Source organism: Paraburkholderia sp. SG-MS1, from assembly GCF_012275575.1.
Classification (GTDB): domain Bacteria; phylum Pseudomonadota; class Gammaproteobacteria; order Burkholderiales; family Burkholderiaceae; genus Paraburkholderia.
Window position 1 is genome coordinate 19,651 of record NZ_NPIH01000245.1, and the last position, 26,336, is coordinate 45,986.

Below are 26,336 nucleotides of genomic sequence, written 5' to 3' on the forward strand. Positions count from 1 at the left end.
AACGTGAATGCAGTCATGCGTGAACTTGTCCAGTCGCTTCGGGGCGTAGTCGGAAGCCCGTTCGTCCTCACCACGAGCACTGAGGCGCGTCGTTTTCGTCAAGGCTATCGCTATCGCTATGGCGGCGGCCCCCCGAGCTCGCCGTCATCCCGCCTGGCACGTTGGTCGAAATGTGGCGAGTCCTGCAAGCGTGTCATCACGCGAACGTCACGCCAGGCTTCACGCAATGGAAAAATGCGATGCGAGAGGCGCAACGTCAGTGGGACGCCGGTCGCCAGCACAGCGTTGGACGCCGCCCATCTTGCCGCGCAGCGCAGCGGGGCGTTCAGTGGCGCGATGCAGCCCAACCTCATCGCGCTGCGGGTTCACATCGGCCTGCGCCGCCGGCTCGGTCTGGCAAGCTGTGAAGAACTGTTGGCGCAGCGGCTTATCCTTTGCAGACCACGTCAATCCTGCGTCAGCCGGCTTCAACCTTCGAAGTCTTGTCAGACTGGCCTGCTCCGTTGGTCGCGCCGCTACCTCCGTCGGCGTCCGCGCCGGCCAGGCGAAGGTACGCTGCAGCGAGGCGCCGCAACTCATCTTCGCTTGCATCCTCGATGCCGATCATGCCGTTGCTCGCGGCACGGTGCGAAGCAATCAGTTCGTTAAGCTTGAGATGAAGCGCGACGCTATCCTTGTTCTGGCTTTGCTGGATGAGAAACACCATCAGGAACGTCACAATGGTGGTGCCGGTATTGATCACCAGTTGCCATCCGTCGGAGTAATGGAAGATCGGGCCGGTCACGATCCAGGCGATCACCGTTATGACGGCCAGTCCGAATGCCACTGGCGAGCCCGCGAAGCGGGTCACCACGCTGGCGAACCTGTCGAAGATACGCGTGAAAGGATGGGCGCTCGCATACGCGGGACTTGAACTGTCCGGAACTGTTTCAAGGACGTCGAGCGACGACCGGTCTGATTGCGTGTTCATGGTGGTACCCCCGTCATGGATAGCATGGCGCAAGCAACGTTCATGCCGGACAAGGTCGATGCCCGGAACAGAACACGACTCAGGAAAATTCGTGCCCCGAGAGCCCGCGCTCGTGTTCTATGCGCTCGCAGAATGACGTGGCAGGCGGACTGTGAAGACCGTTTCCGCCTGGTCCGAGCGGGCATTGATATCGCCGCGGTGGGCCCGGACAATTTCCTGCGCAATGTAAAGCCCGAGTCCGAGGCTATCCTGTTCTCCGGGTTTGCCCTCGGCACCCGGACCGCGCTCGAGAGGTTCAAAGATTCGGTGCAATGCCGACGGTGGTATCGCCGGTCCGCGATTGACCACCTCGATCGACACTTCTCCGCCATTGCCGGCGACCAGTACCTTCACATCGGCAGTCGGTTCTCCGTATTTGAATGCATTTCCGACAAGGTTGCCCAGCATCTGCTGGATGCGCCGACCGTCGCACGTCGTTCGGGTATCGCCGGTGATCTCTAGCTTGACCGTCCGTCCCGCATGTGCGGCGCGCAACTGATCCAGCTCGTCGGCCACCAGCGCGCCAAGATCGACTGACGTCTGCGTCACCCGGATGCCCAGCCCCAGCCTGGTCCGGCTGAAGTCCAGCATGTCCTCGAGAAGCGCCTGCATCCGGGCGCCGCTTCGGATCAACCGCGCTGCTGCAGTCGACACTTCCTGTCCATCGTTCAGTTTCGCGAGGTGATGCGCGGTGACCTGGATGGTCTGCAGGGGGCTGCGCATATCGTGGCCGAGCATACCTAGCAGCAGGTTACGGCTCTGATCGACCTGGGCCGTGAAAAAATTCACCGACTCGGTCAGCGCCTGGTCGATGGCCTCGTTAAACCGGATCACGTCGTCGAGTTCATCTGTCTGCGGGCCGCAACTATCCAGCCATAACCTGAGCACCGCCGCCCGCAGGGCGCGATACTCGGCGGTCAGCTGATTGATATCGAAGCCGCCCCGCGCACGAAGCACGGCGTGCGTCTGGGCAGCTGTTTCCGGCGCGTCGATCATGGGCGGCATGCGTCCGTGTGACTTCGCGAGTTGCGCCTGCCTCGTCTGCGGCGTACACAGGTCTTTCGCGATCGCGTCGAGGATCTGCTGCGCGTGGTCCCGTAGTTCCGGCGACGTCAGCCCCTGCGCAGCGGGCAGCAAGGTAGCAGCAAAAGATTCCCACTCGGCAAGAATTGCTTCCATTTCTTTCGAAATGAATTGGGCCAGTCGCATGGTTTTCCCCGGAAGCGGTAACTTCGTGGCGGGCCAATAGCCCAAGTTTTCTGATCGTATCCCATCCTTCGCCCGTCCGGTACGATGAAGGGCCGCCCCCACTGCGACGGGTTCGATAATTGCTGCCTAATCCGGTTCAATGCGCGCCAGCATTTACTATTGCCGGGCAGATCTACTGCATGCCTTGTCCAAAAATGAGCTTCCCTACCCCGTACGCTGACGATTTCACTTCGGTCTGGCTTCGCCTCTGGGCCGAATCCACCCTGGAGTATTCGATCTTTGCGCTTACCCCCGCAGGGACTGTCCTGACGTGGAACCCCGGTGGCGAGAGTATCCAGGGCTACCGGGGCGATGAAATAGCACGACAGCCCTTTTCTCTTTTTTACACGGAATCCGACCGTGCTGCCGGGGCGCCCGAACTAGCCTTGCGCATGGCAGCTGAGACCGGTCGCCACGTCGATGAGGGCTGGCGCGTACGCAAGGACGGCACGACGTTCTGGGCGAATGTCGTAACGACGGCGCTGCATGACGCCAGTAGTCGCATCGCGGGTTTCGGCGTGGTGATCCGCGACGTCAGCGACAAAAAGGCCGCGCACGATGCGGTGCTGGAAAGCGAACGGCGCTTTCGTCTGCTGGTCCAGGGCGTAACGGACTACGCGATCTTCATGCTGTCGCCGGACGGGCACGTCACGAACTGGAATGCCGGCGCCCGGCGTATCAAGGGATACACCGAGAACGAGATCGTCGGTTCGCATTTTTCCCGTTTCTACACGCCGGAGGACGCAGCGGCCGGCGTGCCGATGCGGGGCCTTGAGACGGCGAAACGGGAGGGCCGTTTCGAGGCGGAGGGGTGGCGCGTGCGTCGTGACGGAACCCGCTTCTGGGCGCACGTGATCATTGATGCAATCCGGGATGATGGTGAGCTCGTGGGCTTTGCAAAAGTCACACGTGATATTACCGAGCGGCGACGAGCAGACGAATTGCTGGAACAGACGCGGGCTGCGCTGTTTCAGGCGCAGAAGATGGAAGCACTGGGCAAGCTCACGGGCGGCGTTGCGCACGATTTCAACAATGTGCTGCAGGTACTGAGGGGCAACCTTGAACTGCTCGAAAGCCGGTACGGCCGGGACCACTGGAGCAGCGAGCGTCTCGGTAACGCGCTCGACGCGGTAGACCGCGGTGCAAAGCTCGCGTCCCAGCTCCTTGCATTCGGCCGTCAGCAGCCTCTCGCGCCCGTCGTTATCAATCCCGCGCGGCATCTGCGCGCCCTGGACGATCTGCTGCGGCGCGCTCTCGGGGAAACAATCGAGATTGAATCGGTGGTTGCTGGCGGCCTGTGGAACACGCTCGTCGATCCTCATCAGCTCGAAAATGTGATCCTGAATCTGGCGATCAATGCGCGCGATGCGATGGCCGACGGCGGCAAGCTTACGCTGGAACTCGCCAATGCCGACCTGGACGACGGATACGTCGCAACAGTCCCGGACGTTCCGGCTGGGCAGTATGTGATGCTGGCGGTGACGGACACGGGCTCAGGCATGACCCCGGATGTCATGGAACGCGCGTTTGACCCATTTTTCACCACGAAGGGCGAAGGTCAAGGGACAGGGCTGGGACTAAGCATGGCATACGGTTTCGTCAGGCAGAGTGGAGGACATATCCGGCTCTACAGCGAACTCGGACACGGAACGACCGTCAAGATCTATCTGCCGCGCTCGTCCGGAACGGTGGTCGAAGTCACACGGGCGGCGGCAGGTCCGGTCAGGCACGGCAGCGAGACGATTCTCGTCGTGGAGGACGACCCGAAGGTACAGTCGACGGTAATTGAACTGCTCGCTGCGCTCGGCTATGCCGTACTCAAGGCTAACGATGCAGAACAGGCACTGGTTGTCCTCGCGAGCGGCGTCCATATCGACCTGCTCTTTACGGATGTGGTTATGCCCGGCCCTATTCGAAGCACGGAGATGGCGCGCAAAGCCGTGGAGATGCAGCCGGAACTGAAGGTCCTCTATACGTCGGGCTACACGCAAAACGCGATCGTCCATGGCGGCCGACTCGATCCCGGTGTGGAACTGCTGAGCAAACCCTACAGTCGACAGCAGCTCGCAATCAAGGTCCGACAGGTACTTGGAGTCAGGGAGGCCGAGGAGCAAGCTGTCGCCCCGGCGAACGTACAGACGGGTGTCGATGCACCACTGACACAACGTCTGGAAGATTTGCGAATTCTGGTTGTCGAGGACGACGTGGCTTCGTTGGACGCGACCTGCGAACTCCTTGCGCTGATCGGGACCAGCCCGCAGCGTGCGGAAAACGGGGAAGCCGCCCTTGAGGCGCTCAAGGCAGGCGTCTTCGATGTGCTGATGACTGACATCACGATGCCGGGCATGTCCGGCATTGACCTTGCCCGGCGCGCGGTTTCTATGCGTCCAGACCTTGATGTTATCTTTGCTTCTGGAAACGCCGTTGCGGTAGATGAGCAGTTCGGCTTCAGATGGAAGGCGCTGCGCAAGCCTTATACGCTCGATGAATTGCGCGCCGCCGTGCAGTTCACCGGCAATTCGCGGCAGACACGCTGATCGGGCGCCTTGGCCGGCAGACGTCAGGAACTGGCCGCAAAGAATTAATCGTCGTTTAACGGGTCATTCATGCGGGCGACACTGCTTGAACGTTACGTGATCCAAAAGGATCGTTTGCGAAAAACCACCGCGAGTCCTGTGAACTCGTGGTGGATTTCTGACAATCGTCAGTGCGAACTGTTCGACGATGCCTCATAGGTGATCATCAATCAGTAGTCCCACTGAACTGGCACGAAACGGAAGCCTTCACCGTTCTTTGCAATATGACCGACAGACGGAAACGCGACGTGCGCCGCAGCCAGCAGAGCGCCGGTTTCAGCGGCTTCGTTGAGCAGCGCGATACGCACGTCCGCAGCGACTTCAGGGTCGTGCTCGAAGCCATTTTGCCAGTCGGGATTGTCGAAGTTGACTTCGAAAATCGCGTCGCCTACGAACGTCAACCGCTCGCCGTTTGAGGCGACGTCCACCACGCAATGCCCCGGCGTATGCCCACCCGTCACGCGCGCCGACACGCCCGCTGCGACTTCCACGGTCTGATCGAACTGCACGATGTTCTCGCTGTAAAGTTTTGCGAATTTTGCGGCAGCCTTGCGGAGCGCGGGAGGAACGGTTTCCGGCATCACCGTCCTGCTGAAGTCCGGATTCTTCCAGAACTCCAGTTCCGCGGCGGCCACGTGGACGCGCACGTCCGGACGCAGTTTGGCCTTGACGCCATCAACATTCAGCCCGCCGACGTGATCCATGTGCATATGCGTAACCACGATATCGGTGATCGCAGCCAGGTCGATGCCAGCCGCTTCCAGGCGCATCACCGACCGACCGGCGCGCGCAAAGTATTCAAATCCATCACCCACGCCCGAGTCGATCAGAATCAGGCGTTCGCCGCTGCGCACGAGCGCGATATTGAGCGCCCAGTCGAACATGTCACGTTGCAGGAAACGACCGTCGAACCATTCGTTGCGGTCCGCTTCGCTCACGTTAGTGGACATGGTGGAGGTCGGCAGCGGCAGAACGCCATCGCTGATCACGACGACGTCGACGTCACCGACGCGCACGGCGTAGCGGGAAGGCACGAGTTCGCCTGAACCTTCTTTGCCGAGTTTGGCGGTGACCGGCTGCACATTGCGGGTTGTTTCGCTCATGGTCGATAGTCCTGTGAATTAAATGGGGTAAGCCGCACTGGGCGGCGTGATTCTCGAGCACGACCGTGAATTTCGCGCGCTTCTTTTTGCTCGCGTTTCGACCGACCGTGTGGCTGATTCTAGTCAGCGGGGGCGAACGCCAGTAGCATCGCGAATGTGTCCAGCATGTTGTCCGAACGGCAACAATCGACGATGGACAGGCAATGAGAGGGAACGCGAAGGCGCGTGAATGCCATTACGGCGCTCGAAACGAATACGAAGGCCGAAGGCGCCGGAAATGATGCAGGCATGCGTGCGTTCAACGCACGAACCGACGCACCGGATGACGAGTTCTAGACCACTCGCAAATCCCACAAGACATCGAGCACGTGTTGCGTAGAACTCTCGATGCGCCCCGCTCGATGCGCGATACCGAGCCGACGCCACAGCGCCGGTCGAAGCGGGCGCATGACAATGCGCGGATCGTGCGACGGAGCAGTGGCCTCATGAGGCAACAACGCTGCGCCATAGCCCGCCGCGACCAGACTTCTGATGGCGTCGTTGTAGTTGAGCTGAATGCGCGGCACAGGATGATGCCCTCCTGCTACGAACCATTCGGTGCTCAGGTGCGAAAGCCGTGTAGTCGAGTCATTGAGAACGAGAGGCTTACTGGCCAGCCACCTGGGAGTGACGCGGGCCGGGCATTGCCACTGGGCAGGCATGAAGGCCATGACAGGATCCCTGCGCCAGGGCTTGATGACAAGGCCCGCCGTCGTGGGTTGAGGCAACGCTACGAGTCCAACGTCCAATGCCCCTTGCGCGAGGCGGCCAAGCGTATCCTGCGACGTCAGCACCGTAATCTGGACATCGATCGCGGGATGCTGCCGTCCCAACGCTTCAAGAGCCCGCGGCAGGAGGTTGGCTATTGCGCCCGTCGACGCGCCAAGCCGTACACGGCCTTCCAGCCCCTGTACTTGCCGCCGAACATCGTCCAGCGCGCGCCCCGCGTCGGCGAGGAGCTGCCGCGCCTTTATCAGAAGGGTCTCCCCGATCGCTGTGGGGTGAACGTGTCCGCGCTTGCGTGACAGCAGAGGCGCGCCAATGCGCTCCTCCAGTTCCTGAATGTGAAGGCTGACAGTTGGCGCTGCCAGGTGCAGGACACGTGCGGCCTCCGCAAAGGAACGATGGTCTGCGATCGTCACCAACGTGCGCAGGCGGTCCAGACTGATGTCTCGCATGGCAGTACCAGATTAAGAATAACTGAACGTAAGTTTCAGGAAATTCAACTTTTCATATTTTATCTCTTGAACCAGGATCGGCGTTATCCGTTCAGGAGGATAGAAAATGACTGGTATCAAGGAGAGCATGAAGGGTGATGAAGGCGGGCACCTGTCCGCTTGCGATGAGCAGACGCAACAATGGGTAGCTGCGCTGACGCTCACCGGTTTATTGATGACCATTCTGGTCCTCGCCGCCCTGTCGGTCGTGACGGCTCCCCGTCACGTTAATCAGGCGTGTTTCCAGAAAAAAATGAACGACGGGCACACTCTCCTCGAAGCCTCGTTCCAGACGTCACCGGAGCAGGACGCAATCGTCGAGGCGGTGCGCGCCTGTTCACATTGACGTAGCCGACAATGCCCGGGGCCGGCTTACCCGTCAGACCATCCCGCCACACGTCTCGCTACCTATTCCATAGTTACGGTTGGTCACATCCGGGTTCCGGTTCACCAGCGGCCTCGCGTACAGCGGATGACGCAAGCTCCGCACTTCGTGCTCAAGCGTGAAGCAAGGCGTACCACTCACAGGATCGACGAGTTCGGCGAAGCGATACTGGTGAGCCTCCTCGCCATAAGTCAACCCGCGTCCGGCGAGCCGCTCATAAGGTCCGGAAAAATTGGCCACGTAGATCTGAATGTGATGTCCGTCGTATTCCTCGCTCGCGGATGGCGTTTCGGCGTAGACGAGTTGTTGATGCCTGCCGACCGCGACCGCCGCTTGCAGCGAACCGTTACGCTCGCGTACCTCGGCAGACGCATCGAAGATCTCGCGATAAAACGTTGCAATCGAGACCGCACGCCCGACGGGCACGTCGAGTTGGACATACGCGATGCCAAGATCGATGCCCGCCCACGGGTCGCTCGCCGCGCACGCATCGGAATCGAGGCAGTCGTAACGATTTCCCCACGGACAGATCACTTCCACGCGGTCGTCCCGCTCGGTCCATCCGAATCGGGTCTGCTCCAGCAGAGGCCGAACGGCGCGCAGCCGCTCGATGAGCGCCGCGCGCCTGCCCACGATCAGCCCGACATGTCCACGAAGGCGCTGCGCGTCGCCGTGCGGCAGGTGAATCTGCGAGCGGCCGACGTTGATCCACATGTTGGTCGCGCCCGTCATCAGAAACGGATCGCGCGTCAGACCGAGTGCACTGACATAGAACGCGGTCGCGAGACGCTGGTCCGGGATCGCGAGGTTGACGTGTTCCAGCAGCACAAGATTGCCGATGTCTTCACGTGCGTAGTCGGAACGCTCCATCTGTTTGTCCTCGAAGGATGACGCGATAGATCGAACATACACCACTCAGGCGGCGCTCATGAAGATGGATGACGCCGCGCCCAGTACGGCCACCGCGCCGATGAACATGAGCCCGAAACCCGCACCATCTTGTTGCGTTTTCGGCACCTTCCCGGGGCGTTTTAAGCAAAAACTAAAGAACTTCTCCAACTGGTCGATAGCGTGATCAGGGGCTTCTCCCCCGGCGGACCTGATGAGGTCCGCCGTTCCCAGCACGGAGAAACGCAGTGAAACGTCTGGCTTATCACCCCCGGGACGCAAGCTTCGCGATCACGCGATCACACCCATGAAACGCAACCTGTTCTTCCGGTTTCTCGGACGCCTTCGCGTCGGCCGCAAATTGCTGCTGATCTATCTGCTCGACCTGAGCGCAGTGCTGTACATCAGCGGCATCCTGATCCACGAGAAGTACATCGCGATCGACTTCTCTGACAAGGAGTTGATCGGCAATGCCTACGTCGCGGCCGTGCATGACGCGTTTATCGACTTGGCACTCGCGGGTGCCGGGCAACCGCAGACTGCGGCTCGATTGCAGCGCACGGCCGGCAAACTCGCGGATGCGCAGCGCCACTTAGGCGCGAATATGCAGAGCGCTGCGCTCAATGAACGGGTGCTCGATGCACTCGCAGCCAGCTCGGCACCCCATGCGAGTGCAGCGACGGTGGACAGCGGCCTTGAGGCGACGCGTGCACTGGTGACGCGCGTCGGCAACCAGTCGAACCTGATCCTGGATCCAGACCTCGACAGCTACTACTCCATGTCGCTGTCGATTCTGCGTTATCCAGAGCTGCTCGCCGACGTCAACCGGATTGGCCGCCACCTGCACGATGCCGGCGCGAGTCGCCGCGCCGCACCGATGAGCCGCGACGAGATGCGTACCCGCTACCTCGTGCTGGAGGGACAACTCGACGCGGTATTGCAGGGGCTGCGCTCGGACTATTCGGAAGCCGCGGCCGCGAACGGCGCACTGAGCGGCACGATCGGACCGCCGATCGCACGCATGCTCGCCGCGATCGACGCCTATCGCAGTGCGGCTGGCGCCGCTGTCGACGCCGGCCCCGATGCGGCCAGGCTCGCCGCGCTCGATGCTGCCCAGCAGCGCGTGGTGACGAGCATCGGCAACGCGTGGAGCGTGACCGGCAATCAGCTCGAAAGACTTTTGCATGAGCGCGTGCGCGGCCTCTTCGAGCGGATGTGGGTGCACCTCGGGACCGCCCTCTTCCTGCTGTGCGCGATCCTGAGCATGGTGTACTTCGTCGCGCAGCAGATCTCGCGGCCGCTGCGCCAGCTCGCCCGTGTGATGGACACCGTGCGCCGCACCGGCGACCACTCCCTGCGCGCCAACTGGCATAGCCAGGACGAGATCGGCCAGCTCGTGCAGGGCTTTAACGACATGCTCGCGCAGCTCGACCGCGAGCGTGACGCGCAGAAAGAGCTTGCGGCGACAGCCCGCGCGTCGGCCGCGCAGTATGCGCTCGTCGAGGCGACACCCGTGCCGATGGTCGTCACGGCAATCCCGGGGCATGAGGTATTGCACGCGAACAGACCTGCGCTTGCCTGGCTCAATGGCTGCACGGTAGACCCATGGGGATTCGGGCTCGACTCGGAAGTGCGCGCGCGCTTCTTCCAGCAACTCTCCGACCGCGAGGCCGTGGACGAATTCGAGGTGCGCTGGAAGGCCGGCAGCGAACCGACCTGGGCGATGCTGTCCGCGCGACGCCTCGACTTTCAGGGGCGCGACGCCGTGTTGACCGCATTCACCCCGATCAACCAGATCAAGCTGATGGAGCAGCGCCTCGAGTTGTGGGGCAAGGTGTTCGAGGCATCATCCGAGGCGATTCTGATTCTGGATGCGCAGCGGCGGCTCGTGACCGCCAACGCATCGTTCTATCGTGCGACCGGATATCGCGCCGACGACGTAGCGGGCAAGGAGCCCGCTTTCCTTTTCGGCACGCAGGAGCAAGGCGACATCTTTCCGGCCATCATCGATTCCGTGGATCGACTCAGCGCATGGCATGGCGAAGCGCATGTGCGGCGCCGTGCAGGCAGCGACTACCCGGCATGGCTCATGGTGAGCGCGGTGCGCGACCGGCGCGCGAACCTCTCGCACTATATCTGTACGTTGATCGATATCACGGACCGCAAGAAGAGCGAGGCCCGCATCCAGTTCCTCGCCGAACACGACGTGCTGACCGAACTGCCGAACCGCGAGCTGTTCGTGAAGCGCCTCGGCATGGTGCTCGATAACGCGCGCCGCACGGGGCAGCGTGTCGCCGTGCTGTTCATCGATCTCGACTGCTTCAAGAACATCAACGATTCGCTGGGCCATCACATCGGCGACAACCTCCTGCGCTCGGTCTCACGACGCCTCCTGCAAGGCGTGCGCAGCAACGACACGGTGAGCCGACTCGGCGGAGACGAGTTCACGGTGATTCTGAATGGCGTGAGCAATGCGACGGACGTCAGCCGAACCATCGAGGACCGCCTGCTGCCGCTCGTGCGTCAGCCGCACGAACTAGGCGGCGTCGCGTTGCCGGTGTCGTGCAGTGTCGGCGTCGCGCTGTTCCCCGACGATGGCGAGGATATCGAAACGCTGATGCAGAATGCCGACGCGGCGATGTATCAAGCGAAAGGCGCCGGACGCAACCTCGTCAAGTTCTTTGCGCCCGAGATGGCCGAACGCGCGCGCCACCGCTTAAGGCTCGAAGCTTGCCTGCGCACCGCGATCGCAACGCACGAATTCCGGCTCGAATACCAGCCTTGCGTTGATGCACTCACGGGCGAACTGGTCGCGGTAGAAGGCTTACTGCGGTGGAACAGCCCGCAGATCGGCACGGTGTCGCCCGCGCAGTTCATTCCCATTGCCGAAGACACGCGGCTCATCATTCCACTCGGCGCCCGGGTCATCGACGAAGCATGCCGGCAGATCGCGGCATGGGACATGGAAGGGGCGATGCGCTTGCGCGTGTCGATCAATCTGTCGGCGGTCCAGCTGCGCGACCCCGACCTGCTCGAAACACTCGCACATAGTCTCGCATCGCATCGCGTCGCCCCCGAGCGGCTCGAACTGGAGATCACCGAGACGGTGCTCATGGATAGTGCGGAAGACTATCTCACGACGATCAACGCGATTCGCAAGCTCGGCGTGAAACTGTCCCTCGATGACTTTGGCATCGGTTACTCCAGCCTCAGCTATCTGAACCGCTTCCCGCTCGATCGGCTCAAAATAGATCGCGCGTTCGTACAGGACATGCTGGAGGCGCCGGCCGACCTCGCCATCATCCGGGCGATCATCGATCTGGGCCATGAATTAGGTCTACAGGTGGTCGCCGAGGGTGTCGAGAGCGAGCATCAGGCTCGCATCCTGCGGGATATCGGGTGCGATGAGCTGCAGGGGTTTCTTTTCTCGAAGGCGCTGTCGCCTGCTGATTTGTGGTCGTGGAGCAATGCGCGGCTGGCGGCGTGAGCGTGCAACTTGGGCTCAGGTAGCGCGTACCAAGACGTCAATCGCTGAATACGCAAGACCGTATCAAGCCGCAGCATCCGCCTCGGCGATATGCCGCACAATCGCCGCGTTGACGTTGTCTGCGTGCGTCAGCGGACCCATGTGCCCCGCGCCTTCGACGACTGCGAGACGTGCTACCGGCAGCGGCATCGGCAGCCGCCCGGCACTGTCGACTGGTTCGCGCCTCGTATCGGCGCTGCCCGGATAACGGCGCTCGCAGCACTGTCCATGGGTACGGGCCTGACCGGATTCGCGCTGATCTCATCCATCAGCGCGCTCGGCCTGGCACCTGGCTTTCTGGTGAATTCCGGCTGGGGAGCATTCAGCCTTGCCGCGCCGATGACACTCGCGGAACGCACTAATGACGCGGATCGCGGATCCTGGTTCATGCGCTCCGGCACGATCCAGATGGTCGGCATCGGCGGTTGCCCGGCGCTGGCGGGACTTGCGATTCGTTCACTGCACTGGACGGTCAACAATGTGTTCCGCGTCGTCGGTGGCTTGTGCTTCGTCGCTGCACTCATGCTGGAAATCTTTGGCCGGCTTTCGCCGCACTCGTCTACGGCACCCGTAGAGGAGCGCTGGCTGCGTAAGCTCGGCGCAGCCCCGGTAACCGTTGTGCTGGCCCGCCGGCTGCTGGGGCGGCTGGTCTTAAAGTGCATCGCGAAGCCGCTGCCAAAGTACTGCTGGGCGTGATGGTGCTCGGCATCGTGTCGATGTTCGCCGTGCCATATCACGCGATGTTCCACCCAGCCAGCGCGGTACTACTTGGGACAGGTTACGGGCTCGCCTATCCGCTTATCCAGGTGCAGGCAGTGAACGACTCCCGGGTCTCGCACCGTCAAGCCGCGTTGACGCTGTTTGCTGTGGCGTACTTCGTCGGCGCATTCGGTTTCCCGGCGGTCGGTGGATGGGTGCTGGTTCACATGGGTAACGCTGCGCTGATCGCGCTGATTGCGGCTTGTGGCTTGTGGCTTGCGGCTTGCGGCTTGCGGCGGTGCAGCGTTCATGCTGGCAATCGTGCGCGATATACGAGGATGTGCCAGTGCGGTCTAGGGTGCATATGTTCGCACCCAGACGATCGCCGGGACGCCGTTGATCAGAACTTGTGCGTCATGCCGATTATCACGCCCCTGGCATAGGCCCCAGGCACAACTGCGATACCCGAATACTGCGTGCCATCGAGCGTGTATTGCGCCTGATTCCGATTCTGGATAAGCCCCGCGGCCGTGTACAGGATGGTCCGCTTCGAAAAAAAGTATTCGTAAAGCAGGCCGATCTGCTGCGCGTTGTTTCCTTGGCCGGATCGGTCGTGGGCATATCCATACATGACAGAGAGCACGTTGAACGGATTGAACGTATACGAAGTTGACGCCTGGTAGATGTCCACCTTGTCACTATTGTCGTCCTGACGCTCCGACTGATACGCGAGATAAAACCGCGCCGCCCCGACCTTATAAGACGCGGCTGCACGCCAAACTTTCTGCAATGACGTTCCCTCCGCATTGCTCCACCGCTCATATCCGACCGTCGCATGAAATGGCCCGTTCACGTAACGGACTACTGTGTTGTACAGTTCGAGTCCGTTGGTCGGTTTAGTGGTCGAATCACGCATCGCGACCATGAACTGCCCCGTAAGGCCCGAGAACGCCGGGGTGAAATACGCGATTGCGTTGTTCGCCCGAACCGACACGTCCTGAAAGTTATTGATAGGGGAGGCAATGCTCTTCACCCCGGACGGATCCATTTCCCCGTTCATATAGAGGTATTCTGGCTTCTTTTGCCGACCGAAACGCACCTCGCCGAAACCTCCAGATATGCCGATCCACGCGAGCCGATTGAACGCTGCGGTAGCGACGGTCGCTGCACCCGTCACGCCGGAAAAGCCCTGTTCCAACTGGAAATTGACGGCATATCCACCGCCAATATTCTCGCGTCCTTTCATGCCATACACCGTCGCAAACAGTCCGCTGGACTGCGCGCGAACCACCGAGCCGGCACCTCCGTTCTGATATTCGATACCGTTGTCCACTACGCCGTAGAGGGTCACCGACGATTGGGCATACGCGGTACTGAACATGCCTGAAGATGCGACAAGAGCTGCGAGAGTGAGTCTCTTTTTCATTTTTCTAAGCACCTTTTTTAAATGATTTGCCTATGAGTGAGCACTTTTCTCCTGATTGTTACGTGGCAAATCTCAATCACTGAAAAGGACAAGCAATTCGACAGTCCGTTGTCGGTCTGCCAAATGAATTCCTGTTGCGATAAGGCAGGATTAAACGTTCGCCCTGCCGCGCGGCAAAACCAGACGCGCGCTTAAGAGAGCAGGCATCTCGGCTGACTACAGTCGAACGCATCGTGGATCGGGATCTGCCCTGTTCGGCTGCCGTCGATGAACCGTTGCCCGGATCGAAAGCTGACAAGCAGCCAAGGGCCACATAAGAGCATCGAGCGGCGTCACTGATACCGGTGACGCCTACCACGAGTCTTTGATGTTTAGCGGACCGTGCTTTGTGGGGGAATGAATACCGGCGATCAAGCGATCCATTGGCGTTTTACTGAACACTGTCTGTCTCCGTTGCTTTTCGTTGCGGAGGTCTTTGCTGACCGCCGTCACGGCGTGCATAGCCGATGACGAACAAAGTACTTGATTGACCATCGAAGGTCCCTGCACAAAAGCGAGGTTCGCCAGGACTTTCGGACAACATCCAGGCGTGGACACAGGGCTACAGAGGCATCCAGTGCTCGGAGTTCATTGCGCCCTTCGGCAACCTGGCGGCGGTGAAGATTGTCCGCTAGAGTGGCGACCGGGCCAGGGACAAGGCCGCTCTTGAAGCGGTCAGGCGCTCCGATCCAATGCCGCTGGAGGTAAGCGGTCAAGCACCCGCTCGTTCACGATAACGCTGACGCCATCCGGTATCTGATCGTGCAGTGCTGAAGGCCGGATTCCGCCCGAAGACGTCGCATGGGTCGAGTCGATGGAAGCCCGAAACATCTGGTAAGCAATCAGGCGATACGGCCAGTGTTCGCGGCTTCCCGATGCGTCCCAATGGCCGATCATTGGCCCAGCTTGCTGGTTCGTAGTGCGGCCCACGCTCGCCATCCGTATTCTTTTCGTCGGACCACCCGTTTTCGATCAGAACCGAAGAGGAACGATTGACTAGATTGCTTCAACGAGCCATCGTATTGACCGCGATGCTGATATCGAGCATCGGTTCGAACGTAATGGCAAGAACTTCGCAGCCGGCCAGCCCTACGGCCTTTACTCATGTCTACGAGCCGCAACGTCATCAGGCATGGCTGGAGTCTCGGCAAGACCACTCCGGGCACATGACTTCTTCCGAACGGATGATGCCCTTCTCCATCGCACCGCCCGCGGTGGTGGTTGTCGAGCGGGCAACGCTGGTCCACCTCCGCCAGGATTTCGATGAAACGTTGTTCGCTCACACGCGCTCCAGTTTCCCGGTGGAACGACTCTTTCCCTCGCAAGACCCCTCAACAAATGATTCGCTCGCGTTCGAGGAAGACCTGGGATCTCTATCAGCAGACAACACCGCGATATCCGCCGGGATGATTGTCCTGCTATCAGTCGCGCTCGGACTAGCCGGCAACTGGGTAGCCGGCCGGCCACTGCGCAATCTGGCGACGGCCTTCCGCGAAATTGCAGGCGATTGCCATCCTTCCAACGGCATTCGGGAAACCGGCCCCGAAACATTGCGACGGCTCGCACGGACTTTCAATGAAATGCTGACGCGGCGCTGCCATGCTAGAGAGGAACAGTCGGCGACACTTGCGGCCCTCGCCACGCACCTGGAATCCCAGGCGATCCGCCTTCGTGGAACTGCGCTGCTGGTAAAAGAATGGCAGAAACGCGTTGCGCTGGTGGAGGATGTCGATCTGTTCTCACATATTGCGAGGCAGTTCATCGAAGTAACCAGGTGCTCGCCAAAGCAGGAGTCTGATCTATCGGTGGAAGCATTCATACGCGACCGGTTCATGATGACAAGTTCACTGGACGCGGCACTCTTCAGTTGCAGATTCGGGGCAGGCGCAGAGTTCAAATTGCCGCGCACGCTTCTCGAGCGCGTCATGTCGAACCTCGTCGACAATGCACTGGAACATGGGGTCCCGCCGATCGAAATTACAACGTCGCGACTGCGTGACGAGTGGATCCTGAGCATCAGAGATCATGGTGCTGGCATCAAACAGTCCGAGCTATCGCACGCAACTTCGACATTCGTGCGCCTGGGTCGTCCCGAAGATAGCGGTCGCCATTGGGGACTCGGTCTGGCGTTGGTCAAAAAACTCGTCGCGGACGCTGAAGGCCGACTTGTTCTGGGGAATCATTCTGGCGGAGGACTGTTTGTGCGCATGATGTTTTCGGCGCCGCGCGCGGCCAGTCGAGTTCGGTGAACTCGCCGACTGGTAATTGCATTCAACAGCCGGTGAGACCAGGAGGCGAGTGATTCCGTCCCGACATGCGAACGCCAGGCCGTTCGCGAACCCCATCTGCGCGTCTTCCGGCGGCAGGGGCCGGACGCGGTCGTAAAGTCCAGCGACAACGGAGATATCGGCGGGCAAAGCTCGGCGGAATTTCACGTACGAAGCGATCTCGGCGAGGCCGAGATTGGCGTCACGTGGACCTTGGTTTCTCAAGGGTAAACCGTGAGAACGCACAAAACTATTGAAATAGTTGGCATACGGAGTATATTCCCTCCAACGCGGTACGCACCAACATGGAGGAAGACATCATGCAATTTCATCTCAACGGTTTTCGTGTCGGCGACCCAGTGATCGAACCCGTCGCCGAGGACATGCACGGCCCCGAGATGCCCGACCACGTTGACGTTCTGATCGCCGGCTCGGGGCCCGCGGGGCTCGTCCTCGCCGCTCAGCTATCGAAATTCACTGGTATCACGACCCGTGTGGTCGAACGCCGGTCAGGGCCGCTCTTGATGGGCCAGGCAGACGGCGTCGCGTGCCGGACCGTTGAGATGTTCAATGCGTTCGGCCTCGCTGAACGCTTGTTGCGCGAAGCATACTGGGTCAACGAAACTGTCTTCTGGCGTCCTGACGCCGACGAGCAAGGCGAGATCCGGCGTACCGGACGTGTTCAGGATACCGAACCAGGGCTTTCCGAGTTTCCCCACGTCATCGTCAATCAGGCCCGTATCCAGGACTATCTGCTCGATGTGATGCGGCTGTCCGCGCGGCGGCTGGAACCGGACTACGATCTCGAAGTCGTGGCCGTGGAACGCGATGATGTCGGCGAGTACCCGGTGCGGGTTACGTTGCGCCGCACCGATGCAACGCGGCTCGGCGAGGAAATATGCATGCGCGCCCGCTATGTCGTGGGCTGCGACGGCGCGCGCAGTCGAGTACGCGCCGCGATCGGGCAAACGTTGCGCGGCGACGCCGCCAATCACGCATGGGGCGTGATGGACGCGCTTGCCGTCACCAACTTCCCCGACATCCGGCTGAAGGTAGCCATTCAGTCCGCCCGCGAAGGCAATCTGCTCATCATTCCGCGCGAAGGTGGCCATCTCGTGCGCTTCTATGTCGACCTCGGCGACGTAACGCCTGAAAATCGTGACGCGATCAAACAGATTACGGTTGACCGCATCATCGCGACAGCGCAACGGATTCTGCATCCCTATACCCTCGATGTGAAAGAGGTCGCATGGTTCTCGGTGTACGAAGTGGGACAGCGCCTGACCGACCGTTTCGACGATTCCATCAGCGCAGACGGCGTCGATCGTGATCCGCGCGTGTTCATCGCCGGGGACGCCTGCCATACGCATAGCGCCAAAGCGGGCCAGGGAATGAATGTCTCCATGCAGGACGGGTTCAATCTCGGCTGGAAACTGGCTGCGGTTCTTCAGGGACGCAGCAGCCCCGCTCTGTTACGCACGTATTCCGGCGAGCGCCAACCCATCGCGAAGGAGTTGATCGAGTTCGACAAGGAGTGGTCGGCGATGATGGCGGCGCCCCCCAAGGATCCAGCCCGGCCGGAAGCAGGCGCGGTCGATCCCGCTGAACTGCAAGCGTACTTCGTGCGCGCAGGCAGGTACACCGCGGGGGTCGCGACCCGCTACCGGCCCGGCATGCTCACGGGAGGGTCGAGTTATCAGGCGCTCGCGAGCGGTTTTACGATCGGTACGCGGTTCCACTCTTCACCGGTGATTCGCATCGCCGACGCCAAGCCGGTCCATCTCGGACATGCCGCGCAGGCGGATGGCCGCTGGCGCCTGTATGTTTTCGCCGATGCTAGTCAAAGAGCGTTTGAGGCGTTGTGCGACCATCTCATCAACTCTCCCGATTCCATCTTGAGGCAAATTACGCCCACCGACACCGACCCGGACAGCGTGCTTGATCTGCGCGCGGTGCTTCAGCAAGACCATCGGGAAGTGTGTCTCGAAGAACTGCCGCGTCTGCTGCTGCCATGCAAGGGACGCCATGGGCTTATCGACTACGAGAAAGCATTTACGAGCGACGCGGCGACTGATATCTTCGACGAGCGCGGCATCGACCGTGAGCGGGGCGCAGTGGTTGTGGTCCGCCCGGACCAGTACGTTGCTCACGTTCTCCCGTTGAACGCCTACGCGGAGTTGAGCACCTTTCTGCGGCCCATTTTCCGAATCAATTAACCTGCGCGGAACACTGCGAAATTGCCAACAAAATCCGACGACCTCAGAGGGCTTGCCCGACACACGGGCAGCCTGGTACGCCGCGCTCAGCAGCGACACTTGGCGGTATGGCTTCGTGAGGTTTCGGCTGAGGTCACGAGTGTGCAATATGCGGCGCTCGTCGTCCTTCACGAGACGCCGGGCGTCAACCAGCGACAACTCGGCGACGAGCTGGACGTGGACCGTTCCACGATTGCCGATCTGGTTGCACGCATGGTGCGAAATGGCCTGATCGAGCGGCAGGACGACCCCGCCGACAAGCGCAGCTATATCCTGTTCCTGACTTCAGCAGGGAAAAAGCAGCTCGCCACTTTGCGCCCTCGCGTCGACAATGTCGATCGTATCCTCACCGCAGCGCTTTCTCCGCTGGAAAGTGCTGAGTTGCGACGACTGCTCGCAGTTTTGCTGTCGGAGCGCGCGTAACGTCGCGTTCCCGCACGGCCGCTCTCGCAATCTGAACGCCGTTGCGCCGAACTCGCCCGGAACGAGATCGACCAGGAGATCGCGCCCCATCCAGGCGGTCGCGATCGTCCTCGCTGCCGGGCCTATTGCGCTGGCAAGCCGGTGATGTTGCTTGTCGTGGTGGAGGACAAAGTCGGAACGATGTTCGCACCGCCAGCATTCTTGATCGTACTATTAGTGAACACCCAATTGCCGGCGTTGGCGATCGACCCGGCGCCCACCGACGCGCCAGCTGAATTGACTGCTGTGATATTCACGTTATTGAACGTGAAATTCGTGAACCGGCCCTTCTCTGCTTCGCCTGCAAGCGTATAGCCCGCCACGCCGAACACGGCCGTTTCGACACGCTTCATCGTGATGTTCTCGAATTTGAAGTTCCGGAAAATTGGATATCCATCTTCGGGTGTGGCCGGCATCACGAGAATCGGCGGCCAGTACGAAGGCTCCATGTACGTCGAACCAAACGTGGCCGGAACCGTGCCGCCGGCCGGCCACGCTTCGTTGCCTTGCATGAAGTAGTACGCATCGTCGACGGTAATGTCATGGATATAGACATTTTCCATCGTGCCACCGCGCGTCGGCGCCGACTTGAATACGAACGCACTATAGACTGCCGGGCCGCCCGCCTTGTATCCGACGTTGCTGTTGATCTGCCCGGTAAGCGGCGTGACCTGAATGTTGGACACTTCAATATTGTTCGCGCCACCGGACGTTTCGCTGCCGATGGTAAATGCGGTCGCACCAGCCCGAACCACTGAATTGCGGATCACCACGTTCGCGGTCGGCTTGTTGACGCGAAGCCCGTCTCCGTCACGTCCGGACTTGATGACGAAACCATCATCGTTTGCAACGATATCCGCATTCTCTACAAGAACGTTCGTCGAGGAATCCAGATCGATACCGTCGGTACTCGGCATGATCCCCGTCGTGGCACTCGGGAAATTGTAGACTTTGACGCCATCCAGATGCACCTGATCCGAGTAACAGATGTGCACGGTCCAGAACGGCGAGTTCTGAACGGTTACGTCCTTGATGGTGATGTTCGTCGAATTGAAGGTCTCGATGCCGCGCGGGCGCTGCTCGTCCCAATTGAGCGCCCATGTCACGCCGAGCGTCTTGTGAAACGACGTACCATCGCCGTAATAGTGCGACCACCACGCTTGCCCATTACCGTCGATCACGCCTTTACCGGTGATAGTCACATTATTGGCATTGCGAACATTGATGATCGCCGATGCCCAGTTCATCTCAATGCCCTGCACGCGGGTCGGCACCTGCGGGTAGAGAGACAGGCCATCCGGATAAAAGCCATTCGTTGCGCCGGACGCGATGGTCGTCTCGATGTTCCACCATGTCTGAGCCTGAATGGCCTTCAGCGTCACGCCTTCATCGACTTGCAAGGTCGTATCCGAACCGACGAACAACGCGCCGGTCATGAACGTGCCCTGTGGAAATACGACCGTCCCCTTTGCGGCGCTCGCCGCATTGAGTGCTTTCTGAATCGCTGCCGTGTCGTCGCTCGTACCGTCGCCCTTGGCGCCGAAGTCTTTGACGTTGTACGTCTGGCTAATGGCGGGATCCGCGGGCGTAACCGGGGGTGCCGACGCGGCCGGCTTCCCTGGATCATTGCTCGACCTTACATCCCCACCACACCCTGCCAGAACCATGCACGCGCTCGCGATCGCCAACAATTTTGTTTTCATGCCTCCTCCTTCTTTCCAAGTTGGAACTCGAAATTTTTGTTGGAGGCCATTCTCGGCATTCATGCGATGTCAGACAATAGAGTTTACCCTCGACGAATGATTTATCACGCACGGTTTGAATTCACACCCCAAAATTCGACAAGATGTCCCATACTGTGAGCCGATTCGGGGGAGTTGCGCCGCGTCCATATCGATTATGCAGTCGCACCTTTCCAGCGGCATGATCCGCAGCAACTCTGTGATATGACGTCACATCACGATATTCCGCACTCATTAAACTCACGCTGCGAACTCGCAGATTCGCAGCCGAATCCGGCTATTGGACGCTGACCTTCGGACCATCAATAATCATGGATGTACTATTTCCCAATCCATTTCTGCGACGTGCCTACTGACTGAAAACCAGCCATGAAACCATTGCTTGCCGGCGGATGCCTTTGCGGCGCTGTCCATTACTCGGTAAAAGACGAGTTCGTCTACGCGTTGAACTGCCACTGTTCAAACTGTCGGCGCGCGACCGGTTCAGCGTTCAAACCATTCGCGGGAATCGAGCGCGACAAGTTGTGTATCACTGAGGGCAAAGACAACCTGTTGGTTTTCGGTGACGAACAAGCGTCGCACGATGTGCACTGCAAGACATGCGGCAGCCTGATGTTTTCAGTGGTTCGTAACGGAGAGTTCGCGCACGTCACGTTGGGAACGCTCACCGACACACCCACCATTCGCCCCACTGCTCATATTTTTGTGGGTTCAAAGGCGCCGTGGCATGCCATCACCGATCACCTGCCACAGCACGAAGAATTCGACTGATGGTTAGACGCTGTTGCACCCGGACTATCGGTTCAATGTCGGCGACGCGATAGAACCCTTTGCGCCGGGCTGACGCGGAAATCATCCGCGTCACCGTCTCTTCGCATTGTCGAACGCAAGCGTCGCATCGGGCCACTTCTGCCCCGCCACAGACATCTGAAATTGCCGGCCGGGGGCCACTCAGACTCCTTCTCCCGCCGCGCCAATATGCTTCCGGGTCCGGTTGGCCTTTTCCTTTCCGGGTATCTCGCGCCCGCGCAACGAACAGCCCGATGTCTCCGTCACGAAGATCAGCGCCAACGCGCCAATCACACACGCGCCCATCATGTAGTACGCCGGCACGAGCACATTGCCGGTGCGAGCGATGAACCATTCGTTCACCATCGGCGCCGTGCCGCCGAAGATCGACGTCGACACGTTGTAGGCAATCGCCATCCCTGCATAACGCACCTGCGTGGGAAACATCGCGGGGAACATCGCCGAGATGCTCGCCAGTTGCGGAACATACAGCAGGCCGAGCACGGAAAACCCGATGAGTGCTCCGGCAATGCCATGCTTCATCAGAAGGAACATCGGAATCGCAGCGACAAAGAGTCCGACGAGAGAAAACCACCAGACGTTCTTGCGCCCGATCCGATCCGAGAACGTGCCGGCAAAAGGAAGAAACACCATCATCGCCAGCATGCCGATAAGCGGGACCAGCAACGACATGTTGTCGCTCATGCCCAGTTGCTTCTGCATGAAAGTCGGCATATAAGCCAGCAACACGTAATTGACGACGTTAAGCGCCACGACGAGGCCGCCCAGCAACACCAATGGCTTCCAGTATCCGGCCAGCAGGGCTTTCAGCGAAACGCAGCTCTGCTGCGCCTTGTGGCTCGATTGTTCCAGCTCGATGAAGACGGGCGTGTCCTCCAGCTTCGAGCGCAGATAGAAACCAATCAGGCCGAGCGGCGCGGCGATCAGGAACGGCAGCCGCCATCCCCACTCGTGCATGGCGGCGTTGCCGAGTGCGACCGAACAGCCGAGCATTAAAAACGCGCCGAGCGAAAAGCCTGCTAGCGTCGCGAATTCGAGAAAGCTCCCGCAAAAGCCGCGTTTCTTGTCCGGTGCGTATTCAGCCATGAAGGTGGCCGCGCCGCCGTACTCTCCACCGGTCGAGAAACCCTGAATCATCCGCAAAACGATCAGCAGCGCCGGCGCCCACCATCCAATGCGCGCATAGGTCGGCACGAGACCGACCAGTAGCGTGGCCACCGACATCAGGATGATCGTCAGCGCCAGGACGTGCTTGCGGCCCAGCCTGTCGCCGAGCGGGCCCCAGAAAAGTCCGCCGAGTGGACGAACCAGAAATGAAATCGCAAAGGTGGCCAGTGCGAAAAGCGTGGCCTGAGCCGTACCGCCGGGAAAGAGCGCGGCCGATATGTAGGTCAGGCCATAGGCATAGATGCCGTAGTCGAACCATTCCGTCGCATTACCGAGTGCCGATGCGGCGATGGCGCGCCGCAACTGGCTCCGTGAGCCGGCTTGCACTGTCTCGCTGTCCGTGTCCCATGACTGTACGTAGTCCATTGTTCCTCCTGAATGTCGAGCGATGCGACGCATTCAGAACCGCGTCGAATTCATCAATATCGGTAAGCCGTTCGTCGAACCTCAACGTACAGACGACGGCAGCGGTAATGTCATCAATCGTCCCCGTTCGGGTTCGGTGTTATTGCTGCCACAAAGGCGCAAACACATCCAGGCGGTCGCGAGATTGCTGCTCACAGCGGGCTTGCCGATCGACGCCTCGATCCGCGCAATGACGGCCGCCGCTCGTACCGCCGTGCACGAAATGAAAAGCGCATCGGATTCCGCCGCCGTCGCGGCGCGGGCGAACGCGATGATGTCGTCGTGTGAGATGCGCGCCATCTCGCGGTCATCGGTGAGGCCCATGCACGTAAACCGGTCGATGACAAAACCTTGCGCGGCAAAGTACTCCGCCATTGGCTGGCTCGTTTCAACGGTGTACGGCGTCAGCACGCTGATGCGCCGCGCGCCGAGCGCGTGCAGCGCGGCCACCGAGGCAGCCGTCGGCGTGACCACGCGCGCCTTCGGCTTCGCCGCCTGAATCGCCTGCTCGATCTCCGCGTCGCCGATCACCACGGACGCCGACGTGCACGAATACATCACCACGTCGAGCGCTTCGTCGGGCAGGATCAATGCGGCGCCCGCGGTCAGCGACGGCTGCATCGCCCGCAGATTGACCGGCGTCACCGGATTCGCGTAAGGCACACGGTTCACGTAAATGCCGATGCGTTCGCTCGCCACGAGCGCCGCAAAGTCCGGCTCGGTCGTGTGATCGGTTGCCAGAATCACGAGGCCGATACGTTTGTGGACGGCACGTTCGTCAAGACGTGGCGGGTAGGCTGAGGACTGGATGGCGGTTTGCATCGCTCAATGCCCGAGATCGGGAAAGCGCTTTTCGAGCAACCGCACACCGGTTACCGCGACCAGACTGATGCACAGAAACAGCACACCCACCAGCGTCATCGGTTCGAGGTAACGGTAGTCCGTGTTCGCGATGATCTTCGCTTCGTTCATCAATTCGAGCACGGTGATCGCGGACAGCAGCGGTGTTTCCTTGAACATAGAAATCAGATAGTTCGCGAGCGCGGGCAGCATCGGCGGAACCGCTTCAGGCAGGATAATGTGCTGCCACGTTTGCGACGGGCTCAGATTGCACGCCTTGGCCGCTTCCCACTGCCCGCGCGGCACGTTTTCGATGCCGCTCCGGTAGACCTCCGCCGTATAGGTCGCATAGTGCACACCGAGCGCGAGCACACCGGCCGCGAGTGCGGGCATGCGCACGCCGATGTCGGGCAATACATAGAACACGAAATACAGTTGCACGAGCAAAGGCGTGCCACGGATGAAGCTCACCACCAGCGTCGTGGCACGCGCCACCGCGCGATTTGGCGACAGGCGCAGAATCGCGAACGCCATACCGACCACCGCCGCCACGATCGCGCCGAGCAAAGTCGCGAGTACGGTGATCTTCATACCTTGCAGCAAGATCGGCAGAATCTCGCGTGCGAAACTCCAGTCCCATTCCATGCGACTATCTCCTCATCCCGTCGAGACCCAGGCTCATGCGCCGCTCCAGCTTGCGCATGCCGAACCCAATCAGGCACGCCATCGCGAAGTAAAGCGCGAGAATCGTCGCGAACGGTATCAACGTATTGCCGGTTTGCGAGCGTACGACCTGCGCCTGAAACGTCATGTCGCCCAGCGAGATCAGCGATACGACGGCCGTGCCCTTGAGCAGCTCGATGGCGTTGTTGCCGAAGGTCGGCAGCATCAGCGGCAACGCTTGCGGCAGGATCACGTGGCGCATGCGCTGATAGCGGGACAGATTCAACGCAATGCATGCGTTGCGCTGCTCCTCACCAATCGCGACGACCGCACCGCGCACCACTTCCGCGCCATATGCACCCACGTTCAGCCCGAGTGCGAGCACACCGGCCTGCAACGGCGTGAGGGTGAATCCAACCATCGGCAAAACGAAATACGCCCAGAACAACTGGACGAATACCGACGTGCCGCGAAAGAACTCGATATACGAGGTGGCCAGCGAGCGCACCACGACGAAGCGCGACAGCCGCCCGAGCCCAGCCATGAACGCCATGACGAGCGCAAGCGCAGTCCCCATTACAGTGAGTTCGACGGTTGTCTGCGCGCCTTTCAGAATCAGCAGCAGGTAGCCGGACCAGTCGTTCATGAACGCACCTCGTCGTGCTTCGGGTTGGCTGTTCGATGTGCTACCGCACAGCACATCGAACAGGCTCGAGTGGGCTCAGTTCTTCGCAGCACACAGCTTGTCGCGGCTCGTGGACATTGCGGCCTTGGCCGAGAATCCGTACGGCTCGACGATCTTCGCGAACTCGCCGGACTCCTTCATCTTCTTTAACTCGACGTCGAACGCGTCGCGCAACGCAGTGTCCTGCTTGCGGAACGCGACGCCGTCGCATTGCACCGGCGTGCCCTGCACCGGTGCGATCGATTCCAGATTGGCGTCTTTCGCTTTCGCGAGCAGATCGCTGATCGACAGCAGCGGAAGCGCGAATGCGTCGATACGGCCGTCCTGCAGCATCTTCAACCCGCTCTGGCCATCCGGCACGATGACGACGCGCTCGGTCGGGATATGCGCGGCGGTCGCGAGTTTCTGTTCGGTAGTGCCGCCCTCCACGCCAATCACCGCCTTCGGGTCCTTCGCGATTTCCTCGTAAGTCTTGATGCTTCTGGTGTTGCCCTTCTTGACGGCGAATGCTTCGACCGCGCACAGCACGGGCTCGGAATACGCCACGGCTGCGCAGCGCTGCGGCGTCATGAAGAGACCGGCCGCGATCGCGTCATGCCGCCCCACCGCGAGGCCGGGAATCATCGCGCCGTATTCGGAGATCGACGCGACGATGTCGTTGACGCCGAGCTTCCTGAACACCGCGCGCGCCACATCGGGCGCGGCGCCCGTCACCTTGCCGTCGGCGCCGACCGCGGTGAACGGCGGTTCGTTGGCAATCGCGATGCGCGCGAAACCCTGCTCCCTGAGCTGAGCGAGCTTATCCTGCGCGGCGACTGCAACGCCGGTCAGCGTCAGCAGCGACAACGTCCCCGTGATCAGCATTCCCTTCAATTTCATGATTTT

At 60.5% G+C, this 26,336-nt stretch carries 20 protein-coding genes and 2 pseudogenes; 9 read left to right on the forward strand and 13 right to left on the reverse strand.

Features of this window, described 5'->3' with window-relative positions; genetic code table 11:
* Positions 1-457: 457 nt before the first annotated feature.
* Both CIC12_RS24360 and CIC12_RS24365 read right to left on the reverse strand, forming a co-directional pair.
* A complete protein-coding gene (locus CIC12_RS24360; protein WP_168667789.1) occupies positions 458-970 on the reverse strand; it encodes a low affinity iron permease family protein in 513 nt (170 codons plus the stop codon).
* A 117-nt stretch (positions 971-1,087) separates the two neighbouring features.
* The gene (locus tag CIC12_RS24365) at positions 1,088-2,218 is read right to left on the reverse strand and encodes an ATP-binding protein (protein ID WP_168667791.1); all 1,131 of its coding nucleotides are present in this window, start codon (positions 2,216-2,218) and stop codon (positions 1,088-1,090) included.
* A 194-nt stretch (positions 2,219-2,412) separates the two neighbouring features.
* On the opposite strand from CIC12_RS24365, the gene CIC12_RS24370 reads away from it, so the two are divergent.
* On the forward strand, positions 2,413-4,794 hold the full coding sequence (locus tag CIC12_RS24370; RefSeq protein ID WP_168667793.1) for a hybrid sensor histidine kinase/response regulator: 2,382 nt from the start codon (positions 2,413-2,415) through the stop codon (positions 4,792-4,794).
* 209 nt (positions 4,795-5,003) lie between these two features.
* Here CIC12_RS24370 and CIC12_RS24375 read toward each other — a convergent pair whose 3' ends face one another.
* Positions 5,004-5,936, reverse strand: a complete 933-nt coding sequence (locus CIC12_RS24375) for an MBL fold metallo-hydrolase (protein ID WP_168667795.1) — start codon at positions 5,934-5,936, stop codon at positions 5,004-5,006.
* Positions 5,937-6,268: 332 nt separating this feature from the next.
* Complete coding sequence (locus CIC12_RS24380; RefSeq protein ID WP_168667797.1) at positions 6,269-7,153, reverse strand: LysR family transcriptional regulator; 885 nt, start codon at positions 7,151-7,153, stop codon at positions 6,269-6,271.
* Between the two features lie 106 nt (positions 7,154-7,259).
* Here CIC12_RS24380 and CIC12_RS24385 point away from each other — a divergent pair, with 106 nt between their 5' ends.
* The gene (locus CIC12_RS24385; RefSeq protein WP_168667799.1) at positions 7,260-7,538 is read left to right on the forward strand and encodes a hypothetical protein; all 279 of its coding nucleotides are present in this window, start codon (positions 7,260-7,262) and stop codon (positions 7,536-7,538) included.
* 33 nt (positions 7,539-7,571) lie between these two features.
* On the opposite strand, the gene CIC12_RS24390 is transcribed toward CIC12_RS24385, so the two are convergent.
* Entirely contained in the window at positions 7,572-8,447 is an 876-nt protein-coding gene (locus tag CIC12_RS24390; RefSeq protein WP_168667801.1) for a VOC family protein, read from the reverse strand.
* 58 nt (positions 8,448-8,505) lie between these two features.
* Between CIC12_RS24390 and CIC12_RS24395 the strand changes: the two genes are divergently transcribed.
* The gene (locus tag CIC12_RS24395; protein WP_168667803.1) at positions 8,506-8,652 is read left to right on the forward strand and encodes a hypothetical protein; all 147 of its coding nucleotides are present in this window, start codon (positions 8,506-8,508) and stop codon (positions 8,650-8,652) included.
* 120 nt (positions 8,653-8,772) lie between these two features.
* Positions 8,773-11,952, forward strand: a complete 3,180-nt coding sequence (locus CIC12_RS24400; protein ID WP_168667805.1) for a bifunctional diguanylate cyclase/phosphodiesterase — start codon at positions 8,773-8,775, stop codon at positions 11,950-11,952.
* 63 nt (positions 11,953-12,015) lie between these two features.
* Here the strand turns inward: CIC12_RS24400 and CIC12_RS33335 are convergent.
* A pseudogene (locus CIC12_RS33335) lies at positions 12,016-12,156 on the reverse strand (alpha/beta fold hydrolase); the annotation flags it as partial.
* Positions 12,157-12,159: 3 nt separating this feature from the next.
* On the opposite strand from CIC12_RS33335, the pseudogene CIC12_RS33915 reads away from it, so the two are divergent.
* Positions 12,160-13,133, forward strand: a pseudogene (locus CIC12_RS33915) (hypothetical protein); the annotation flags it as partial.
* Here CIC12_RS33915 and CIC12_RS24410 read toward each other — a convergent pair.
* Entirely contained in the window at positions 13,091-14,116 is a 1,026-nt protein-coding gene (locus CIC12_RS24410; RefSeq protein ID WP_168667807.1) for a porin, read from the reverse strand. The pseudogene CIC12_RS33915 and the gene CIC12_RS24410 sit on opposite strands and share 43 nt — an antisense overlap.
* A 1,070-nt stretch (positions 14,117-15,186) precedes the next feature.
* Between CIC12_RS24410 and CIC12_RS24415 the strand changes: the two genes are divergently transcribed.
* The 3 genes from CIC12_RS24415 to CIC12_RS24425 all read left to right on the forward strand — a co-directional run bounded on the left by CIC12_RS24415 (position 15,187) and on the right by CIC12_RS24425 (position 19,100).
* Complete coding sequence (locus CIC12_RS24415; RefSeq protein WP_238812872.1) at positions 15,187-16,404, forward strand: ATP-binding protein; 1,218 nt, start codon at positions 15,187-15,189, stop codon at positions 16,402-16,404.
* A gap of 338 nt (positions 16,405-16,742) precedes the next feature.
* Positions 16,743-18,638 carry an FAD-binding monooxygenase gene (locus CIC12_RS24420; protein ID WP_168667811.1) on the forward strand — a complete coding sequence of 632 codons (1,896 nt, stop codon included), beginning with the start codon at positions 16,743-16,745 and terminating at the stop codon, positions 18,636-18,638.
* Positions 18,639-18,659: 21 nt separating this feature from the next.
* Complete coding sequence (locus tag CIC12_RS24425) at positions 18,660-19,100, forward strand: MarR family winged helix-turn-helix transcriptional regulator (protein WP_168667814.1); 441 nt, start codon at positions 18,660-18,662, stop codon at positions 19,098-19,100.
* A 122-nt stretch (positions 19,101-19,222) separates the two neighbouring features.
* On the opposite strand, the gene CIC12_RS24430 is transcribed toward CIC12_RS24425, so the two are convergent.
* Positions 19,223-20,842, reverse strand: a complete 1,620-nt coding sequence (locus CIC12_RS24430) for a glycoside hydrolase family 28 protein (RefSeq protein WP_168667816.1) — start codon at positions 20,840-20,842, stop codon at positions 19,223-19,225.
* A 408-nt stretch (positions 20,843-21,250) separates the two neighbouring features.
* Here CIC12_RS24430 and CIC12_RS24435 point away from each other — a divergent pair, with 408 nt between their 5' ends.
* Complete coding sequence (locus CIC12_RS24435; RefSeq protein ID WP_168667818.1) at positions 21,251-21,652, forward strand: GFA family protein; 402 nt, start codon at positions 21,251-21,253, stop codon at positions 21,650-21,652.
* A gap of 180 nt (positions 21,653-21,832) precedes the next feature.
* On the opposite strand, the gene CIC12_RS24440 is transcribed toward CIC12_RS24435, so the two are convergent.
* From CIC12_RS24440 to ehuB, 5 genes are all read right to left on the reverse strand, one after another.
* Complete coding sequence (locus tag CIC12_RS24440; protein ID WP_168667820.1) at positions 21,833-23,224, reverse strand: MFS transporter; 1,392 nt, start codon at positions 23,222-23,224, stop codon at positions 21,833-21,835.
* A gap of 81 nt (positions 23,225-23,305) precedes the next feature.
* Entirely contained in the window at positions 23,306-24,085 is a 780-nt protein-coding gene (gene eutA / locus CIC12_RS24445) for an ectoine utilization protein EutA (RefSeq protein WP_168667822.1), read from the reverse strand.
* A 3-nt stretch (positions 24,086-24,088) separates the two neighbouring features.
* Entirely contained in the window at positions 24,089-24,748 is a 660-nt protein-coding gene (ehuD, locus tag CIC12_RS24450; protein ID WP_168667824.1) for an ectoine/hydroxyectoine ABC transporter permease subunit EhuD, read from the reverse strand.
* 4 nt (positions 24,749-24,752) lie between these two features.
* On the reverse strand, positions 24,753-25,412 hold the full coding sequence (gene ehuC / locus CIC12_RS24455) for an ectoine/hydroxyectoine ABC transporter permease subunit EhuC (RefSeq protein WP_168667826.1): 660 nt from the start codon (positions 25,410-25,412) through the stop codon (positions 24,753-24,755).
* 75 nt (positions 25,413-25,487) lie between these two features.
* Positions 25,488-26,330, reverse strand: a complete 843-nt coding sequence (gene ehuB, locus CIC12_RS24460; protein WP_168667828.1) for an ectoine/hydroxyectoine ABC transporter substrate-binding protein EhuB — start codon at positions 26,328-26,330, stop codon at positions 25,488-25,490.
* Between the last annotated feature and the right edge of the window lie 6 nt (positions 26,331-26,336).

Bases quoted from the DNA above. Each gene is read 5' to 3' on its own strand.
- CIC12_RS24360 (WP_168667789.1), bottom strand. From the start codon at position 970: ATGAACACGCAATCAGACCGGTCGTCGCTCGACGTCCTTGAAACAGTT.
- CIC12_RS24365 (WP_168667791.1), bottom strand. From the start codon at position 2,218: ATGCGACTGGCCCAATTCATTTCGAAAGAAATGGAAGCAATTCTTGCC.
- CIC12_RS24370 (WP_168667793.1), top strand. From the start codon at position 2,413: ATGAGCTTCCCTACCCCGTACGCTGACGATTTCACTTCGGTCTGGCTT.
- CIC12_RS24375 (WP_168667795.1), bottom strand. From the start codon at position 5,936: ATGAGCGAAACAACCCGCAATGTGCAGCCGGTCACCGCCAAACTCGGC.
- CIC12_RS24380 (WP_168667797.1), bottom strand. From the start codon at position 7,153: ATGCGAGACATCAGTCTGGACCGCCTGCGCACGTTGGTGACGATCGCA.
- CIC12_RS24385 (WP_168667799.1), top strand. From the start codon at position 7,260: ATGACTGGTATCAAGGAGAGCATGAAGGGTGATGAAGGCGGGCACCTG.
- CIC12_RS24390 (WP_168667801.1), bottom strand. From the start codon at position 8,447: ATGGAGCGTTCCGACTACGCACGTGAAGACATCGGCAATCTTGTGCTG.
- CIC12_RS24395 (WP_168667803.1), top strand. From the start codon at position 8,506: ATGAAGATGGATGACGCCGCGCCCAGTACGGCCACCGCGCCGATGAAC.
- CIC12_RS24400 (WP_168667805.1), top strand. From the start codon at position 8,773: ATGAAACGCAACCTGTTCTTCCGGTTTCTCGGACGCCTTCGCGTCGGC.
- CIC12_RS24410 (WP_168667807.1), bottom strand. From the start codon at position 14,116: ATGAAAAAGAGACTCACTCTCGCAGCTCTTGTCGCATCTTCAGGCATG.
- CIC12_RS24415 (WP_238812872.1), top strand. From the start codon at position 15,187: ATGCTGATATCGAGCATCGGTTCGAACGTAATGGCAAGAACTTCGCAG.
- CIC12_RS24420 (WP_168667811.1), top strand. From the start codon at position 16,743: ATGCAATTTCATCTCAACGGTTTTCGTGTCGGCGACCCAGTGATCGAA.
- CIC12_RS24430 (WP_168667816.1), bottom strand. From the start codon at position 20,842: ATGAAAACAAAATTGTTGGCGATCGCGAGCGCGTGCATGGTTCTGGCA.
- CIC12_RS24435 (WP_168667818.1), top strand. From the start codon at position 21,251: ATGAAACCATTGCTTGCCGGCGGATGCCTTTGCGGCGCTGTCCATTAC.
- CIC12_RS24440 (WP_168667820.1), bottom strand. From the start codon at position 23,224: ATGGACTACGTACAGTCATGGGACACGGACAGCGAGACAGTGCAAGCC.
- eutA (WP_168667822.1), bottom strand. From the start codon at position 24,085: ATGCAAACCGCCATCCAGTCCTCAGCCTACCCGCCACGTCTTGACGAA.
- ehuD (WP_168667824.1), bottom strand. From the start codon at position 24,748: ATGGAATGGGACTGGAGTTTCGCACGCGAGATTCTGCCGATCTTGCTG.
- ehuC (WP_168667826.1), bottom strand. From the start codon at position 25,412: ATGAACGACTGGTCCGGCTACCTGCTGCTGATTCTGAAAGGCGCGCAG.
- ehuB (WP_168667828.1), bottom strand. From the start codon at position 26,330: ATGAAATTGAAGGGAATGCTGATCACGGGGACGTTGTCGCTGCTGACG.